This window comes from Agarivorans sp. MS3-6, assembly GCF_054112545.1.
This window is the reverse complement of the sequence record NZ_CM134202.1, coordinates 1,498,486-1,514,303: the sequence shown is the minus strand read 5'-3', so window position 1 is coordinate 1,514,303 and position 15,818 is coordinate 1,498,486. Positions and strand designations below refer to the sequence as shown.

The following is a 15,818-nucleotide window of genomic DNA, read 5'->3' as shown; positions in this document are numbered from 1 at the left end:
ATACTCCCGCGCCCTTGGGTTCTCTCACCCCCAATTAACAAAAAGATAGGTTGTCTATTATGTGGTTTTTACAATTGACTGAGGCCGAGCGCCGCAGTGTTATGATCTTGGCCTTATTTCACATTGTGGCCATTGCCGCCAGCAATTATTTGGTTCAACTACCCTTCACCATATTTGGTTTCCACACCACGTGGGGAGCATTCACCTTTCCATTTATCTTTTTGGCTACCGATTTAACGGTGCGTTTATTTGGCGCAAGTCGAGCCAGAAAGATTATTTTTACCGCAATGTTCCCTGCTTTGTTGGTCAGCTATATTGTGTCGGTAGTTTTTTATCAAGGGGAATACCAAGGCTTAAACGGTTTATTAGCTTGGAATGGCTTTGTGGCACGTATTGCTATAGCCAGTTTCTTGGCCTACTCGGTGGGTCAGCTATTAGATGTAAAAGTATTTGACCGATTACGTCAGTTCAAATATTGGTGGGCTGCACCTGCCGGTTCTAGCGTATTTGGCAATCTAGTCGATACCATTTTGTTCTTCTCTGTTGCGTTCTACGCCAGTAGTGATGCTTTCATGGCTGAACATTGGTTAGAGATTGCCTGGGTTGATTACGGCTTTAAGTTGGCGGTAAACCTCGCCTTATTTGTGCCTTTATACGGTATGTTGTTGCATTTCTTGCAAAGCCGTTTAACAGTCGGCCAAAGCGTAACTCGCTAATTTTGGCTGTGTTACCCTAACAACCTTAGCGTTGTTAGGGTCTGTTAATTACTCGCCGTAGTCTTAATTACTCTGTTGAGCTTTGTTTTGATCTGCTGCTTGTTGCAGCATCTCTTCTAACTTTTTGTGGTGCCCTTTAGCGACTAAGGCACTCGCCAGTGCGGTTTCTCTAATTAAGGTGGCATTAAGCGCCTGACTTTTTTTCCCTACTGGCGTTTTATAGAAGGCGACTAGCTCTGCTAGCTCCTCATCAGTAAAGTGTTTTAGGTAGACTTCAGCAATCTTTGGCTTCATTTCTTCCCAAGTTAAGTAAGTATCGGCCCATTGATTCAATACGGGTTCAAAATTCTTTAACGGCGGGTTTTGGCGAATCAGTGCTTTGTTTAGATTGGTGCGAATGATCTGCATTTGCTGTTCGCTATTATTCAGTTCAAGCAGATCATTAATAGGGGTTGCTTGCGCAGAGCAGCTGGCAAGTACTATAGCGGCAGCAAGTAGCTTTTTCATGGTTCATCCTTGAGAGGCGCGATGTTGAAAAATTTTAGTTTGAGTAGCAAGCCTACACCTTCTATAAAAGGGGGGGAAGGATTGTAATGGAAGATTCTCGATTGTTTGCGCTAAAATAGGCCTTTTACTCTCCCTAATTGCGAAGTTGATAAGTAATGGCGAAACCCAAGCCCCAAGTGAAATTGCATAGTTATGGTATCTACAATAAATGGGACAGTGATGACAAAGCACTGCCGCAGATTACTGAGTTTACCACCCAAGTAGAAGCGGCAATTGATGTAGAGTTTGGTCTGATTGTTAATATCAAAAAAGCTAAGGGGCAAAAAGTCCGATATTGCATCTACCATCCTAATATTCCTGATGAACAAGGCCTGGTTATGTCGCCCTTTGATGGTGACGTGTATGTGGGAAGTAATGATTGGGATTTCTATTTAGGTGACACCATTTGGGCGCCGGTCAGTAATAAATTGGGCACTTGGCGAATGACCTTAGAACTGGCTGGTCAGCTAATAGCTGATAAGTCATTTGAGCTTTACCAGCTCACGCCAGGCGATCCTGCTCAGTTTTTTCGTAAGCGAGGCATGTAGTTTTCGTCATTAGTTACCTGTCTTGGTTATTAGCCTATTTAGCGATGTTGTCACTCACTAAGGGGCAATTTAGCATCCAATTTATGCCAAATTGGTCACACACGCGGCCAAAGCGCGCTTGCCAAAAAGTATCTTGTAGCGCCATGGTAACAGCGCCATTTTCACTCAGTTTTTCAAACACCCGCTGTTGTTCTGTCAAATCACTAAAGTTGAGATTGAGTTCAATATTTCCCGCGCTCTTTAATTGCTCACCTGGCATGCCATCTGAGCCCATGAACTCTAGCTGGTCCGCTTTAAAATGGCAGTGCATGATGTTGTTAAGTAATTCGTCAGGGATCGGCATATCTGTTTGCACATCCTTAAAGCGCATTAAGGCGATAACCTCACCAGCGAAGCAATCTTGGTAAAAAAGTAAGGCTTGCTCGCTTTTACCTGAAAAGTTTAAATAAGGAATAATGGCTTGCATCGGCTTACCTACAGATAGAGGTGAAATAGAAGGGGAGTTAATTCTCCCCTTGGTAGCTATTATTAACTAGTTATAGTCTTCATCAATATAACGCTCCAGCTGTTTACGCTCATTGTATTCATCGATACGTCTACGTGCTCGAGCCTTGTCTCTTTGGTTTTTATGACTTTTTGCGTTATGGTCTAGGTCTTCTTCATCCCATTCGTCCATATCATCAAAGCGTGATTGTTTCATAAGCCTGCTCCAAGCCTTTTTATTGGGATTTATTCGCCCAATTTTTCAATTTCTCGCGGTTGCGAGACACGCAAAATGTGCAGTAAAAAGTATAGTAGGTAAAATGAATATTTTGTTACCAAAATGTAACGTAGAGACTGGGTTCTCGTTGCCAAGTTTGTAGCCTGCAAAGGGGATTATGTCGTTGCTAGCTTCTACTTATTCTGCATTTTTATAATGAATCCGTAAGGTTAATGTCATACGCAGGGGCGAACCAGAGAAAAACCTCAAGGGATATACTATTGGTAATCGCGTGCTTTTTTGATTTCAAATGTCAATTTTCAGGCGAATTTCTTTCTAATTGTTCGAAAGTTTTTTCACATAAAATTCAATTTTATTACTTGGAGTTTTAAGTGATGCTAATACTTATTATTGAATATTTAATATTTGGGCAAAGGAGAGTCGGTGAGTATTCGCAACTCAGCACAAGGTTATGGGTGGTTATCTATAGCGCTACATTGGCTGGTGGCATTTAGCGTTTTTACGCTGTTTGGCCTAGGTTTGTTCATGGTTGATCTCAACTACTACTCTAGTTGGTATCAAACGGCACCAATGATCCATAAAAGTATCGGCATATTGCTATTTGCTACGATGTTATTTCGTCTGCTTTGGCGCAGCCTGAATCAAAAGCCCAATAGCCCAGAGGGCCATAAAAAATGGGAGAAGCAAGGGGCTAAGCTAGGGCACTTTTTGTTATACCTGGTGTTGTTTGTTTTGATGATTTCAGGTTACTTAATTTCTACCGCCGACGGACGCCCGATAAGTGTGTTTGATTGGTTTGACGTGCCAGCGACTATCACTAGTATTAACCAACAGGAAGAGTTGGCTGGAGATATTCACGAGATTTTGGCTTGGACATTAATCGCGTTGGTTGCTGGTCATGCGCTGGCAGCTCTTAAACATCACTTTATTGACAAAGACAGCACCTTAGTTCGGATGTTGAAACCTACTAAGTAAATTTGAAGGGATAAATAATGAAAACACAGATCAAAGCGGCCTTACTACTAGCAAGTACCGTTGCAATAGCTTTACCTGCTAGCGCTGCAGACTACACTATTGATACTCGCGGCGCACATGCCTCTATTAATTTCAAAGTCAATCACTTGGGTTACAGCTTTGTGGTGGGGCGCTTTGATACTTTTAGCGGTGATTTTAGCTATGATCAACAAGCGCCAGAAACGACGAGCGTAAATGTGAAAATAGAGACTACTTCAGTTAATTCTAATCATGCTGAGCGTGATAAACATATTCGTAGTAAAGATTTCTTAGCGGTAGATCAGTTTCCAGATGCTAGCTTTAGCAGTACTAAGTATGAAGCTAGTGGTGATGAGTCTGGTAAACTATATGGCCAGTTAACGCTTCGTGGTGTTAGCAAAGAGATTATTATCGATGTGACTAAAGTGGGTGAAGGCGAAGACCCTTGGGGAGGCTACCGAGCTGGTTTTGTGGGGTCTACCGAGTTAGTGATGAAGGACTTTGGTATTCCCACTAACCTAGGACCTAAATCAACCACGGTGGTGATGGATTTAGTGATTGAAGGTATTAAAAAGTAGATCTCATAAGCTGCCCTAGGGCAGCTTTTCTGATTGGTCCATTCAATTAGCTATTGGCACTAATTAACTCCCTCCTCTTTATTTGTTCTAGCTACTAATAAAACCATCTTTTGTTAAATTCATTGAAAATGCTTTCAGAGGTGACATTTGGCTAAAATTGTAGACCAACCCATCACAATTTATATAAATGCTTGATTGATCTCTTATTTCTGAAAAACATTCTGGTTATATTTGTGAACAAAGTTTACTCTTGTTGAGTTTATTAATTCCAGCTTATTTTGAGGTCGACGAGCAAGCTCAATGACCAGCTAAACACAGGGAGTGTGGGTTTGACTATTAGCATAGTGATCGGTTTGGTGGCCTTAGCGGTACTAATTTATCGTCTTCGCCATGTACATTATACGTTTGTTTGTGAGTTACGTTCAGGCAAAGTCAGTGTGCTGAAAGGCCATGTACCCAGTTCATTTATTCATGATTGCCGCCAAATGATGCGAGGCCGTAAAGTGACGGGCTTGGTTAAAGGGATTAACGCTAATGGTAAAATGCACTTACGCTTTTCACGCTCTCTGGCGCAATCAGATCAAGTGTATTTAGAGAAACAGTTTCCTCACAAGTTGTATAGCAGCAAACCTTCCGATATTGATGGCAGTGTGTCGCTAGATTAAAACTAATTGAATAAAAGGGCCCGGTTTTACCGGGCTTTTTTATTTGGCTTTAGAAAACATAGTTAAGGGCGCTGGTGAGGCTTTTTCTTCTACGCCTTTGATTGGATCCCATACTGGTCTAATAAATGAGCGTAGTTTTGCAGCAATCCTCACTGCCATATTTGCGCCGTTTACCGGAATATATAGCCAGCGAGCAAACAAAAATACTTTACGGCGAAATACCCATAAATACATGGCTTGCTCAGAGTAAAAGCGGTAACCCCAGCGCTGCTCAAATAATCTAGACGAAGCTTCGGTATATTTAGGGTGCCAACGGAAGAAGAAGAACTTCATGTCGTACCAAGCCATTCTTGTTCCTAAATTGTCGAAAATAACGATAGAGTCAGGCTGGGTAACTATTTTATAGCCTTGTTGTCTTAGCTGAATACCAATATCAATATGCTCGCGAATCACCATATTGGGTAACTCAATGTCATTTAGTGCCTTAGTACTAAATAAAACACCATGCAGTTCAAACATCTCGCTTTCTTGAATACCCTTAGGGAGTTCTTCAGGTAAAGCTCGGCGAAAAGATTTATGTTCAATTAAATAGTCTTCACCTTGGTAGTCAATGGTATGTACAGCGTTGGTGAATAGATGGCTACGCAGTTCTGCACCCTTATCAACCCCTTCTTTTTCCAGTGTTACCGGGTTAACCACGGCAATGCTTGAATCGGAGTTAGCGATATCTAATAAGGGCGGTAACCAGTTGGGCGTAACATTAGAATCATTATCTAGAAACATCACATAGGGGGTTTCAATTAAAGGACGAACTTTTTGCATTGCCTGGATTGGAGAAATCAGCCCATAACTCAATAGTTCTGCATTATTGTGCTGCTCAAGCTCTTTGGTAATTTGTCGCTTTAGTGATTTCGGGTAATCTAAATCGATCACTTTCAGCTCGAAAGCTTGCTTCGTGCAGAGGTATAAATTGCGAATGCAATTAATGATGCCTGAGTATCGGTCACGCGGGGTAATGACGACGGTGATCGCGCTATTGTCCATGTCGTTCTCGCTTATGCTTCCGTGAGTAGTTGATTAAAAGTAGTGAGGTATTTATCTATCATGTTTTGTTTGTCGAAATTCGATTTAATTCGTTGTTCAGCGGCTGCGCCAAACTGCTCTCTAAGTTGGCTTGATTCTATCAGTGAGCGGAGTGCTTCGACCAATGCATCAGGACTGGCTACAGGCACCAAATATCCAGTTTCACCACTAATGATGATGTCTGGAATCCCACCAACGTTGGTGGCAACGACAGGAGTATGATGCAAGCCGGCTTCGATGAATACTAAACCAAAGGCTTCTTCTCGTGATGGTTGCACAAATATATCCGCTGCGTCCATCCATAATGACGCATTACTAATTTGCCCTAAAAAATGGACCTGATCCTGCAAGTGCAATTTGTCCCTATAACGTTTTAACACTTTAGTTTCTTTATTTGAGCCGCTGCCTGCTATGTATAATTGGCAATCATATTGATCACTAATTTGCTTAAAAGCTTTAATGGTATCCTGATGACCTTTGATGCGACCAAGGTGACCAGCACTAAACAACACGACTTGCTGGTTAGGCAGTTTTAGTTGTTCTCGGGCTTCAGTTTTACCGACTACTTCGGCCTGAGTGTCAATGCCACCATGATTAGCGATGCAGCGTTGCTCGGTTAAACCTAAGTTATCAATCAGCAAGCGGCGCCGTTGTTCTGATACAGCAACAAAACGATTGGTTAAGCGCATTAATAGACGGTTAACCCGATTCTTTTGGTAATAGCTTAGAATAGAACGATGAAACGTTAATACAGTGGGTAAACGACAAATTTTAGCCGCAATACCAGCCCAAATCATGCTTCGGTCACAGTGACAATGAATCAAGTTAATCTGGTGCTTGCGAATTAACCTAACCAAGTTGTATAAAATACAGGGGCCATCAAAGACTTTACTGTGCAGCACCACTAAACTTTTTGGCTGACAGGTTTCGAACTTAGGCGCCCTAAAGCTAACAGGCAGTACAAATGCCCCGTTTTCTCTTAAGCCTTCAACGGTAGTGATGAATCTCACTGAGCGACCACCTCGTTCGAGGCTTTGGACAACCTCCAAGACCCTCAGGTTTTCATCCATTTATTCAATCCTTTGATAAAAATTAACAATTTCTTTGAGTTGGTCAGTGTTCCTTCTTTCCCAACTGACTTATCATAAGCCCACTAAGGATAGTCAAATAAGTAATGGTATTGTGAATAAATCGTCAAATAGTAAGATATCTCATGTTGTTAGTAGTTTACAAGTGGGTGGGGCAGAGCGATTTGTTATCGATTTATGTATCGAACAGAGTCATCAAGGCATGGAGCCAGAGATTGTTTCTTTAGGACACCCTGACGATCCTTTGATTGCGGTCGCTGAAGATCTAGGCATAAAAGTCACTGTAGTAAGAGGTATGAAAGGCCTAGTACAGTGGCGCTTATGGAAAGCTTATAGAGGGCGTCCAATCATCCATATTCACTCCCCGGCAGTGCTTATGGTTTCATTGCCTATCCTCCCCTTTTGTTTAGAGCGGAAAATTGTCTATACCCGTCATGGCGCGGCTAAATTGTCCACTAACCGTTGGCTCAAAGTGCATCAATTCGCTCGTCGCTACATTGACAGCATTTGTTTCGTATCTGAAGAAGGCCAGCAAATCTTTCATCAGGTTCATGGTTGGGAGCATGTGGACTCCTCGGTGATTGATAATGGCATTGCCATGCCTAAAGAAGAAGATATTGTGCCTCACCCTCTAGATGGTTGCTTACGTATCGGTTCTGTTGGCCGTATGGTTGGCCTTAAACACCAGATTAGTTTGTTAAAAGCGCTTGAGTTGCTTCCCGAGGATATCCAACCTAAAGTCGAGCTGCATTTCTTTGGGGTGGGAGACCAATTGACAAAGTTGCAACAGTTCAGCCAGCAAAAGTTAAGCCACTCTACAGTGGTATTTCATGGACTGGAGAGCGATAGAAGCAAAATATATAATAGCTTTGAGTTGTTAGCGGTCACGTCTGAAACAGAAGGTATGTCTCTGGCCATCATGGAAGCAATGGCTTATAAACGGGCGGTAGTGGCCAGTAAGGTTGGTGGTAACTCGGTATTGGTAAAAGAGCAGCTAAACGGTTGGCTATTTGATTTTGATGATAGCCAAAAGTTAGCTGATATTATCCAAGCAGCCTTGAGCCAACCAGAGCGTTTGATCGAGTATGGACAATCTGGGAGACAACGAGTATTGAGTGAGTTTTCATTACAGCGCACTCAAGGTCAGTACCAAAAAGTCTATCAGGATTTTGGTACGAGTATCTAAATGTCAAAATAGGCCCTTCTCGTATACGTCGGTAGCCATTGGCTAGATTATCTTTGACTGTTCCCCTGTAGGCGACTGCTAAACGCTAGGGGAACTGCCGATTACATTTTCTTAGATTGAACTTTGAACATCCGCTTGGCTTCGGTAATCACCAAATCTCGTAAGGGGTTTTCTGTGGTGTCATTACGCCATACAAAGGATAACGAACGTTCTATGTCTAACTCGGGGACATTCAATACCACCAACTCTTCACGTTCCAATGCCTTAATGACATCTAAGTAAGGTAAGCAGCTTAAATAGTTGCTATTGGCCACCATTGAACGCAATACCGGTACGTGTTCGTACTCTCGGTGTACTTTTAGGGTTTCAATTGTGCCTTGAATTGCACTGTCAAAAACTCTCCGTGTGCCGGCGCCTTGCTCTCGCAGTACCCAACTGGCTTGCTCTAGTTGAGAGACACTCACTTTATCGAGTTTAGCGTAAGGGTGGTGAGCGGCAGCCACAATCACCAAATGGTCGTTACACCATACCTGATGAGCAATTCTGTCGTCATCACAGCGCCCCTCTATGACCCCGAGTTGGTAATCATAGTTAATTAAACCATTAATTACCTCCGCTGTATTTTCTACCGAAAAGCTGATTCTCAATTGTGGGAAGTTGCTATCAACAATACTGATAAGGTCTGGTATAAGGTGCTCTGCGGCGGTTTGACTGGCACAGAGCTGCAATTCCCCACTAATTAGGTGTTGCTCGGCAAAGCCTTCCTCAATTTGTAGTGCATCAAGCAGTAGTTGCTTAGCTTTAGGCCGCAGCCATAGGCCCCATTGGCTTAGAACCATGCGTTTTCCCCGCCGTTCAAACAGCGGCTTACCAAGCAACTTTTCAAGTTGAGCTAGCGACATACTCGCCGCCGATTGAGTTAGCGCTAGGTGGTCGGCGGCTGAACTTACACTACCGTGAGTAGCCACAGCTTCGAAAACAGTGAGTTGTTTTAAAGAATAACGCATGAATCACTCCAAAAGTGTCAAATTACAACGTTGGAAAAGCTGTTAAGCATAGTAGCTGAAGGCACTATCAAAAGTATTGATAGTGGTCATGAAAATTATCCGCTTACCAGCAAAAATTATAACCGCTATGGTATTAGCACGTTTAGTCATTAGCGACTTAAGTTGCTTGTTAATACAGGTTTTAGTGTAAATGAATCATCCTCAAGTCGAGCGGATTTCCGCTCCTAAAATGGTCACCGGTGGTAGCGAAAGCTCACCACTAGCGGCATTAAGCCCAGACCAAATGACTCAATTTGCCGAACAGTATGCTTATAAGAAAGCAACCAGTAGCACACCGAAAATGCTCAGCTTAGCGTTAAGCGCTGGGGTATTTATTGGCTTGGCTTTTGTCTTCTATATCACCGTTACCACCGGATCATCAGCGATGGGTTGGGGGGTTAGCCGTTTATTAGGTGGTTTGGCCTTTAGCATGGGCCTGGTGCTGCTTGTGGTGTGTGGCGGTGAGTTATTTACCAGTAGCGTGTTATCGATTATTCCTCGTGCGAGTGGCCAGCTTAATACTCGCGCCATGATTGCCAATTGGAGCAAAGTTTATGTAGGCAATTTTGTGGGGGCCTTATTGCTAGTACTCATTGTAAGTGGTGCCAAGCTTTATCAATTAGACCACGGCCAATGGGGGCTAAACGCCTTATCTATAGCGCAACACAAGTTAGAGCATGGTTTTGTGCAAGCGGTGCTATTGGGCATGTTATGTAATTTATTGGTGTGTTTAGCCGTGTGGATGACCTTTAGCGCTAAAACCAGCTCGGCCAAAGCAGCACTCGTTATATTGCCGGTTGCCATGTTTGTTAGCACCGGGTTTGAACACGTAGTCGCAAATATGTTTATGGTGCCCTTAGGCATCGCGATTAAAAGCTGGGCTGAACCCGCATTTTGGGCACAAATTGGTACCCAAGCCAGTGCTTTTGAGCACCTAAATTGGGCGAGCTTCTTCTGGAATAATCTACTACCTGTAACTATCGGAAATATTATTGGTGGAGCGGTTATTGTTGGTCTGGGGTACTGGTCGGTGTATAGCCGTGGTACTTCAATTACAGCAAGCCGAGCTACTTTTTCAGTTTTATCAAATCAATCTTCTGGTCCTATTGGAGAACCTATTATGCAAAATCTTAAAACTATGACAGTGGCTGACATTATGTCACCTGCAAACAATACCCTAAATCCTGATATGACCATTGCCAGCGCATGTGATGCACTACTTAAGCAAGATCTGCCTGGAGCGGTAGTGGTTAATCAAGATAACGAACTACAAGGTTTCGTCTCTGAATTGGAGATTCTTAGAAAGCTGTGGTTAGAAGACTACCGTAAACCAAGCTCAACCACTGTGGAAAGTATCATGCAAAAGGACATAATGACCGTGGCTCCAAATCATAACTTATTAAAATTAGCTGAATACATGAGTGTTGATGTTGCTCAAGTTTACCCCGTGTCTGACTCTGGTGTTTTGTTGAGCTCAACTCATCAACCTTTAGAAGAACGTTTACGCAACAGCAGCGTATACCGCCCTAAAGTTTACCCGGTGGTCGATAATGGTAAATTAGTTGGTGTAGTGACACGCCATCAGGTGCTAAAAGCTTTACGCCCAGCCTTAGGTGCGCCAGTAAAGATGGAAGCAGAGTCAGAGCTGTTAGCTGAGTCTGTGGCTTAACTATTTTTGAAATTGGAGGCGCTGCTGTAAAAGTCGCAGCGCTTGCTGACTTGAAGGGGCAGTTACCGTATAGGTAGCTGCCTTTTTTAATGCTTGTTTAGCAGGTTGATATTGGGCTAGTTCTAAGTATAACAAGCCTTGATTCAGCCAGTTCTCAGCCGTGTTAGCATCGCTAAACAGATTGGCTTGCTGGTAACTATGGATGCTTTTAGCCAGCAAATTCTGTTGAGCTTGGCTGTAAGCCAGCCATTGATATGCTTGACCATTTGCTTGCTTATTCACTAGCTTCAATAAGCAGCGCTCTGCTTGTGCATACTCTTTGGCGCTGAGCCACAATTGGCACAAGCGAGTTTGTAAGTCAGGACGACTTTTGATCTTATTAGTTTGCATGGCTAACGTTAGTATCTTTGCGGCTCGATAAGGCTGTTGCTGTTGCTCGAGCAACTGAACCAATAATTGGTAATGTTGCTCGAGCCCAAACAAATCTTGCTGATAGGCTTGCTGCATATAAGCTAAAGCCTGCTGTGGTTGCTGGTTGTGCAGATATAAAGAAGCCAACTGGAACCAGCCTAGAATGTCTTTATCACTGAGCTGCAAAACCTCAAGCTGAGCCTTGATCGCTGCTGGCCATCGCTGTTGTTGACTATAGAGCGCAACGGCAAATCTCCACCAATCTATCTGCGGGTTCGCTTGGCGGTGCAGAGCCTCTTCGATGCTCTCACTCGCTTGATACCAATCTTGCTGATTAGCTAAGGCTTGGGCTTTTAAAAAAAACGACTCGGCTGAAAGGTATCGGTCGTCTTGTTGTGCCTGCCAAGCGTCGATACTTTCAATGGCTGCCGACCAATGGCTCAGCTGCAGCTGCAGCTGGGCAATACTATAAAGGCTTTGCTGTTGTTGTTCCTCTGATAGTCGTTTTAGCTTATAGGTCCGCTGTAAATAAGCTAACGCCCTAGAGTAATCTTGTTGCTGAATGGCGACTTGAGCTTGATATTGCCAAGAGACCGCTAAGGCATAGTGGCGTTGTTGTTGCTGGTACTGTTGGCCGAGAGGCTTCAGGTATTGTTCCGCTCGTTCGAGCTGGCCTTGTTGAATGAAATTATGTGCTAGCTTCAGTTGTCGACTCTCTGCTTCACTTAAATCCTGTGCTGTAGCAGAGAGTGATATAAGAAATATTGATAGTAAAGCTAAATGTCTGATCATTGGTTAAGTTTGAATCCAATTTTCTGTCTACTAATGAAAGGTACAGCAGAACCTTGGTATTTTATGGGAAAGCGTGACTGGCTGACGCTGCGGATTGCTGCTTGTTCAAATATACCGGCGGGCTCGGCGGAAAGCACTTTGATGCTACTGGCGACGACTTTTCCTTTAGTATTCACGGTAAACTCTAGCTCAACGACTCCTTCGATACCACGACGGTGCGCTGACATCGGGTATTCGGGAGGGTGTTGGTATTGCGCCTGTATGCTTAAATCTAGCTGTGGCCCTTTAGCTAAGCCTAATGTGCGATGTGCTATAGGTGTAGATTGCTCGACAGTCACGAGCTGAGGTAAGGCTATTTCTTGGGGCGATAAAGAAGTCTGCAACAAATTTGATATTGAAGGTGCATCAGGGGGAGCAATACGATTATTTTGCTTGCTGCCCGATAACGGAAGTACTAAGGCGCTTTGCTGACTTGTCTCCGGTGCTGGTGGGTTTGGTAGTTCTCTTGACCTACGCTGGGTGTCGCTGTTACTGCGCAAAGTAAAGAGATGCACATTACTGAGCGGGTTAGCCGGGCGGGTTGCACGAGGGTTGATGCCTGACACTTCAGCCAGTAATACGAATAAACTAGCCGATAAGGCCAATCCACAAGGAAGCGCCAGTAATAGACGCCACATTAGGGTTGGCTCACTGTAGCCAAACTGTATGGAATTTGCGCTAGCCTAAGTTGATCAAGTACTTTGACTAATTGACCGGTGGTTGAGTTTTGATCTGCTTGTACCAATACGGCAAGCTGGCTTTGTTGAAGTTTCAATTGCCTGAGCTTGGCTTGTATCAATCGAATATCGCTAATTTGCCCATTTAACACTACGCTGCCATCCGCGGCTAAGCTAAGTAGGATCGCTGTGTTACTGGCGGGTTCTGAAGTGAGTGCGCTGGGTGTGTTTACCTCAATACTGCTAGGTCGAACAAAGCTGCTGGTAACGATAAAGAAAATTAACATGATAAACACAATGTCTAGCATCGGTGTGAGGTTTATCTCGGCATCTTCTTCTGGACGGTTTAACAAATCTCGACGCTTCATCTATCGCTCCACCATTAAATGTCTTGGGGCTATGTGCAACGACTGTTTGCATCGAGAGCTCCAGCGTTTTAAATAAGTAAAATTGATAATACCAATTAGGGCTATGCTCATACCTGTCATAGTGGGTAAGGTTGCCCTGGCTATCCCCGCAGACATAAGCTGAGGATCGTTACTGCCAGCTAGAGCCATCGTATCAAACACCTGAATCATGCCGGTTACCGTGCCTAATAGGCCCACCAGAGGGCATAAGCTAATTAAGCTTTTGATTAAACTTAAATGTTGGTTTAGGCGCAGCTCCATATCACAACGTAAGCTTAAGCAAAGGGCTTGCTGGCCGCTGGCAGTGATGCTGTGTTGAGATATATGTTGTTGATAGCATTGAAAATAAGCAGGAAAACTAACAAAACGAAACCAGTAACGTTCAATGAGCAAGCTGCTAAGCAATACTGTTATGCCAAGTAACAATGTTAGCACCCAACCTCCTAAGTGCAGCAATTGGCTCAAAGATAGCCAAGTTTGCTGCAGGCTGATACTCAGTGTGTTCACGCTTTGTTCTCACTATTTGTTGCGCTTTGCTTATGCTGGTTAGCGAGTAGGGCGAGGCTTTTTTGTTGTAAAAGTTGCAGCAACACTCGACTACGAGCGCTCATCAAACTGGAAAAAAACAGTAAGGGTATGGCGGCGATCAAGCCTAGCACTGTTGTCACTAAGGCTTGAGAAATACCTGCTGCCAATAATTTTGGGTCTCCATTTCCAAACAAACTAATGCTTTGAAAGGTCGCAATCATACCGGTTACGGTCCCCAGCAAGCCCAATAAAGGGGCTATGCCGGCAAATAACTTGACCAAACTCTGGCCGCGCTCAAGTTGGGGCAGCTCATTCAAAATTGCCTCGTCAACTCTTAGCTCTAACTCTTCCAATGATTGGTTTTTATCTTTCGCTGCCAGTAGTACGCGGCCTAATGGATTGTTGGCTGAAAAGCTCGGGCTAGCGAGTTGTTGCCGAATTCTATGCTCTACTTGAAATAGTCGAGCAATACGGTACAGGGCCACCGATATCCCCAGCAGCGCTATTATGATTATAATCACGGCCACCGAACCGCCTTGTTTAAGGCGCTGCTTGATGGAAGGCTGATGGTCTAACAAGCCCAACAAATGCCCGCGTGAGGGATCAATGGTTATTCGATGCTGTTGTCCAGCGAAGTAAGCTTGAGCGTCAGATTGATGTGAAGGTTGCGTGGCAAATACTTGCAATTGTAAGCTGTCAGCTAACCATTCTACATATTTGCCTTGTTCACTAATGATATTAAAGCTGCCTATTCGCAATAAAGGCAGGGTTTCGCGGTAACCTTCTTTATTTATTACCTCTCCATCAAAAAAACTTATAGTAGAGGTATGCCGCAAATGAGCGATTAAAGTTGCAGCTAGCTGATGGATATCTTTTGCTGACGGCAAGGCCTGTTGTTGAGCAAAATCGAGTAATCTAAGCGCTTCTGGGTGCTCGGCACTTATCAGTGAGTTGCTGATTGTTTGTTGGCTCTCTTGCGCTTTTAGCTTAACCACTTCAAATACGGGGCCTAGCTGACCACTGCGTTGTTGCAGTTGAAGATATTGCTGGCTTAATGCCAGTTCATTGTCTGCAAATTGTTGTTTTAATTGTTGCTGTTTAACCTGCGCCTCACTAAGGCGTTGGGCATTTAGCGCCATTAGTTGTTGTTGCTGGCTTAGCGCATCGGCAAAGCGTTGTTCACGTTGTTGATTAATAGCCGTATCGATTTCCGCTACATTTTTACTATTTGCCCAAGCGTATTGACCCGGCAAGATGGCAGTGATAATACCAAGAATGAGTAGACTAATTCGTTGCATTATTTACCTCTGGTAAGGCGAGGTTGAGCGGCAGGTGAATTAGGCTAGGAGCCTGTTGCTGCCAAGCGATCGCCATCGCATCACTTAAGGCTAAGTTTTCAGCTTGGCTAAGTACTTGCCATTGTTGCTTGATAGGATCCCAAAGAGCAGAGTTCTGGCCGTTTAACGTTTGATAATACCAAGCAGTGCGCCCAAGCCGAAAATAGTTAACTTGCTGTTGACCTAAAGGGGCGGAGTAGGCTTCGATCGTGTCACCGTATTCCATTTCTATTTGATAGGCCTCTAATACTTGCCGATATTTTTCAGCAAGTGTTACATCGGCTCGAGCTAGTAGCTGGTTTAAGCGATGTAGACGCTGTTGGCGTTCTTGCGCCAAAAACGGTAAATCTTTCGCTATAAAAGCGGATAATTTCTGAAGCATGTCGTGGACTAAAGGAAGCACTTGCTGCTCAGAGTCATCGATTGAGACCATATCTTTTTTGAGCTGAGATAATTCTTGTTGTTGCTGGCTAATCATTGCAGCAAGGTATTGATTATATTGCTCTATAATTTCAGCTTGTTGGCGGATACTACGACTTTTTTCGCTGACTATTTGGCGCTGAGCATCTAATTCATCAATGCGCAGCTGAGATTGTTGATTGATTTCTTGAGCATGTAATTGCTGTTCAATAACTCCATCTGCTAGGGCTGATTTGGCTGTCATCGCCAAGATAAGCAAAAGTATAAAGCGCCGCATTATGAGTAAGTTTCCTAGTGCTAGTGAAATAACAAAGCGATGTTCATCAGCGCCAATATGCGAATATCATCGCCATTTGACGTCTCAGTGA

Annotated in this window: 19 protein-coding genes; 7 read left to right on the top strand and 12 right to left on the bottom strand. The window is 43.7% G+C overall.

Features of this window, described 5'->3' with window-relative positions; translation table 11 throughout:
* The first annotated feature begins 59 nt into the window (after window positions 1-59).
* Window positions 60-716: a 7-cyano-7-deazaguanine/7-aminomethyl-7-deazaguanine transporter gene (locus tag ACVFI8_RS06805; RefSeq protein WP_248714202.1), complete on the top strand. Its 657-nt coding sequence runs from the start codon at window positions 60-62 to the stop codon at window positions 714-716.
* Between the two features lie 63 nt (window positions 717-779).
* Here ACVFI8_RS06805 and ACVFI8_RS06800 read toward each other — a convergent pair whose 3' ends face one another.
* A complete protein-coding gene (locus ACVFI8_RS06800) occupies window positions 780-1,223 on the bottom strand; it encodes a DUF2059 domain-containing protein (RefSeq protein ID WP_248714203.1) in 444 nt (147 codons plus the stop codon).
* Window positions 1,224-1,378: 155 nt separating this feature from the next.
* Here ACVFI8_RS06800 and ACVFI8_RS06795 point away from each other — a divergent pair, with 155 nt between their 5' ends.
* A complete protein-coding gene (locus ACVFI8_RS06795; protein ID WP_457873428.1) occupies window positions 1,379-1,810 on the top strand; it encodes a DUF3859 domain-containing protein in 432 nt (143 codons plus the stop codon).
* A 34-nt stretch (window positions 1,811-1,844) separates the two neighbouring features.
* Here the strand turns inward: ACVFI8_RS06795 and ACVFI8_RS06790 are convergent, their stop codons facing one another.
* The gene (locus ACVFI8_RS06790; protein ID WP_457873427.1) at window positions 1,845-2,276 is read right to left on the bottom strand and encodes a VOC family protein; all 432 of its coding nucleotides are present in this window, start codon (window positions 2,274-2,276) and stop codon (window positions 1,845-1,847) included.
* Between the two features lie 66 nt (window positions 2,277-2,342).
* On the bottom strand, window positions 2,343-2,510 hold the full coding sequence (locus tag ACVFI8_RS06785; protein WP_248714206.1) for a PA3496 family putative envelope integrity protein: 168 nt from the start codon (window positions 2,508-2,510) through the stop codon (window positions 2,343-2,345).
* 444 nt (window positions 2,511-2,954) lie between these two features.
* Here ACVFI8_RS06785 and ACVFI8_RS06780 point away from each other — a divergent pair, with 444 nt between their 5' ends.
* The 3 genes from ACVFI8_RS06780 to ACVFI8_RS06770 all read left to right on the top strand — a co-directional run bounded on the left by ACVFI8_RS06780 (window position 2,955) and on the right by ACVFI8_RS06770 (window position 4,767).
* The gene (locus tag ACVFI8_RS06780; protein WP_457873426.1) at window positions 2,955-3,506 is read left to right on the top strand and encodes a cytochrome b; all 552 of its coding nucleotides are present in this window, start codon (window positions 2,955-2,957) and stop codon (window positions 3,504-3,506) included.
* Window positions 3,507-3,523: 17 nt separating this feature from the next.
* Window positions 3,524-4,102: a YceI family protein gene (locus ACVFI8_RS06775; RefSeq protein ID WP_457873425.1), complete on the top strand. Its 579-nt coding sequence runs from the start codon at window positions 3,524-3,526 to the stop codon at window positions 4,100-4,102.
* A 329-nt stretch (window positions 4,103-4,431) separates the two neighbouring features.
* Entirely contained in the window at window positions 4,432-4,767 is a 336-nt protein-coding gene (locus tag ACVFI8_RS06770; protein ID WP_248714209.1) for a DUF3634 family protein, read from the top strand.
* Between the two features lie 39 nt (window positions 4,768-4,806).
* Here ACVFI8_RS06770 and ACVFI8_RS06765 read toward each other — a convergent pair whose 3' ends face one another.
* Together ACVFI8_RS06765 and ACVFI8_RS06760 are read right to left on the bottom strand one after the other, a co-directional pair.
* Window positions 4,807-5,811, bottom strand: a complete 1,005-nt coding sequence (locus ACVFI8_RS06765; protein WP_457873424.1) for a hypothetical protein — start codon at window positions 5,809-5,811, stop codon at window positions 4,807-4,809.
* Between the two features lie 11 nt (window positions 5,812-5,822).
* Complete coding sequence (locus tag ACVFI8_RS06760) at window positions 5,823-6,920, bottom strand: glycosyltransferase family 4 protein (protein WP_457873423.1); 1,098 nt, start codon at window positions 6,918-6,920, stop codon at window positions 5,823-5,825.
* A 112-nt stretch (window positions 6,921-7,032) separates the two neighbouring features.
* Between ACVFI8_RS06760 and ACVFI8_RS06755 the strand changes: the two genes are divergently transcribed.
* Window positions 7,033-8,124, top strand: coding sequence for a glycosyltransferase family 4 protein (locus ACVFI8_RS06755; RefSeq protein WP_248714212.1), 1,092 nt, complete (start codon window positions 7,033-7,035; stop codon window positions 8,122-8,124).
* Window positions 8,125-8,225: 101 nt separating this feature from the next.
* Here the strand turns inward: ACVFI8_RS06755 and ACVFI8_RS06750 are convergent, their stop codons facing one another.
* Window positions 8,226-9,131, bottom strand: coding sequence for a LysR substrate-binding domain-containing protein (locus ACVFI8_RS06750; RefSeq protein WP_248714213.1), 906 nt, complete (start codon window positions 9,129-9,131; stop codon window positions 8,226-8,228).
* A gap of 190 nt (window positions 9,132-9,321) precedes the next feature.
* Between ACVFI8_RS06750 and focA the strand changes: the two genes are divergently transcribed.
* A complete protein-coding gene (gene focA, locus ACVFI8_RS06745) occupies window positions 9,322-10,839 on the top strand; it encodes a formate transporter FocA (protein WP_248714214.1) in 1,518 nt (505 codons plus the stop codon).
* Here focA and ACVFI8_RS06740 read toward each other — a convergent pair whose 3' ends face one another.
* From ACVFI8_RS06740 to ACVFI8_RS06715, 6 genes are read right to left on the bottom strand one after another with little or no spacing between them, the layout of a single operon-like run.
* On the bottom strand, window positions 10,840-12,042 hold the full coding sequence (locus tag ACVFI8_RS06740) for a tetratricopeptide repeat protein (protein ID WP_248714215.1): 1,203 nt from the start codon (window positions 12,040-12,042) through the stop codon (window positions 10,840-10,842).
* Window positions 12,039-12,719 (bottom strand): energy transducer TonB, encoded by a 681-nt coding sequence (locus ACVFI8_RS06735; RefSeq protein ID WP_248714216.1) that lies wholly within the window; start codon window positions 12,717-12,719, stop codon window positions 12,039-12,041. Before ACVFI8_RS06735 ends, ACVFI8_RS06740 begins: the two co-directional genes overlap by 4 nt.
* Window positions 12,719-13,126 carry an ExbD/TolR family protein gene (locus ACVFI8_RS06730; protein ID WP_248714217.1) on the bottom strand — a complete coding sequence of 136 codons (408 nt, stop codon included), beginning with the start codon at window positions 13,124-13,126 and terminating at the stop codon, window positions 12,719-12,721. The genes ACVFI8_RS06735 and ACVFI8_RS06730 overlap by 1 nt, the downstream gene beginning before the upstream one ends.
* Window positions 13,127-13,672 (bottom strand): MotA/TolQ/ExbB proton channel family protein, encoded by a 546-nt coding sequence (locus ACVFI8_RS06725; protein ID WP_248714218.1) that lies wholly within the window; start codon window positions 13,670-13,672, stop codon window positions 13,127-13,129.
* Entirely contained in the window at window positions 13,669-14,991 is a 1,323-nt protein-coding gene (locus ACVFI8_RS06720) for a MotA/TolQ/ExbB proton channel family protein (RefSeq protein ID WP_457873422.1), read from the bottom strand. The genes ACVFI8_RS06725 and ACVFI8_RS06720 overlap by 4 nt, the downstream gene beginning before the upstream one ends.
* Window positions 14,978-15,727 carry a DUF3450 domain-containing protein gene (locus ACVFI8_RS06715; RefSeq protein ID WP_248714220.1) on the bottom strand — a complete coding sequence of 250 codons (750 nt, stop codon included), beginning with the start codon at window positions 15,725-15,727 and terminating at the stop codon, window positions 14,978-14,980. Before ACVFI8_RS06715 ends, ACVFI8_RS06720 begins: the two co-directional genes overlap by 14 nt.
* Window positions 15,728-15,818 lie beyond the last annotated feature (91 nt).

Excerpts from the sequence above, each read along its gene's own strand:
- ACVFI8_RS06805 (WP_248714202.1), top strand. The coding sequence starts at position 60 with ATGTGGTTTTTACAATTGACTGAGGCCGAGCGCCGCAGTGTTATGATC.
- ACVFI8_RS06800 (WP_248714203.1), bottom strand. The coding sequence starts at position 1,223 with ATGAAAAAGCTACTTGCTGCCGCTATAGTACTTGCCAGCTGCTCTGCG.
- ACVFI8_RS06795 (WP_457873428.1), top strand. The coding sequence starts at position 1,379 with ATGGCGAAACCCAAGCCCCAAGTGAAATTGCATAGTTATGGTATCTAC.
- ACVFI8_RS06790 (WP_457873427.1), bottom strand. The coding sequence starts at position 2,276 with ATGCAAGCCATTATTCCTTATTTAAACTTTTCAGGTAAAAGCGAGCAA.
- ACVFI8_RS06785 (WP_248714206.1), bottom strand. The coding sequence starts at position 2,510 with ATGAAACAATCACGCTTTGATGATATGGACGAATGGGATGAAGAAGAC.
- ACVFI8_RS06775 (WP_457873425.1), top strand. The coding sequence starts at position 3,524 with ATGAAAACACAGATCAAAGCGGCCTTACTACTAGCAAGTACCGTTGCA.
- ACVFI8_RS06765 (WP_457873424.1), bottom strand. The coding sequence starts at position 5,811 with ATGGACAATAGCGCGATCACCGTCGTCATTACCCCGCGTGACCGATAC.
- ACVFI8_RS06760 (WP_457873423.1), bottom strand. The coding sequence starts at position 6,920 with ATGGATGAAAACCTGAGGGTCTTGGAGGTTGTCCAAAGCCTCGAACGA.
- ACVFI8_RS06750 (WP_248714213.1), bottom strand. The coding sequence starts at position 9,131 with ATGCGTTATTCTTTAAAACAACTCACTGTTTTCGAAGCTGTGGCTACT.
- focA (WP_248714214.1), top strand. The coding sequence starts at position 9,322 with ATGAATCATCCTCAAGTCGAGCGGATTTCCGCTCCTAAAATGGTCACC.
- ACVFI8_RS06740 (WP_248714215.1), bottom strand. The coding sequence starts at position 12,042 with ATGATCAGACATTTAGCTTTACTATCAATATTTCTTATATCACTCTCT.
- ACVFI8_RS06735 (WP_248714216.1), bottom strand. The coding sequence starts at position 12,719 with ATGTGGCGTCTATTACTGGCGCTTCCTTGTGGATTGGCCTTATCGGCT.
- ACVFI8_RS06730 (WP_248714217.1), bottom strand. The coding sequence starts at position 13,126 with ATGAAGCGTCGAGATTTGTTAAACCGTCCAGAAGAAGATGCCGAGATA.
- ACVFI8_RS06720 (WP_457873422.1), bottom strand. The coding sequence starts at position 14,991 with ATGCAACGAATTAGTCTACTCATTCTTGGTATTATCACTGCCATCTTG.
- ACVFI8_RS06715 (WP_248714220.1), bottom strand. The coding sequence starts at position 15,727 with ATGCGGCGCTTTATACTTTTGCTTATCTTGGCGATGACAGCCAAATCA.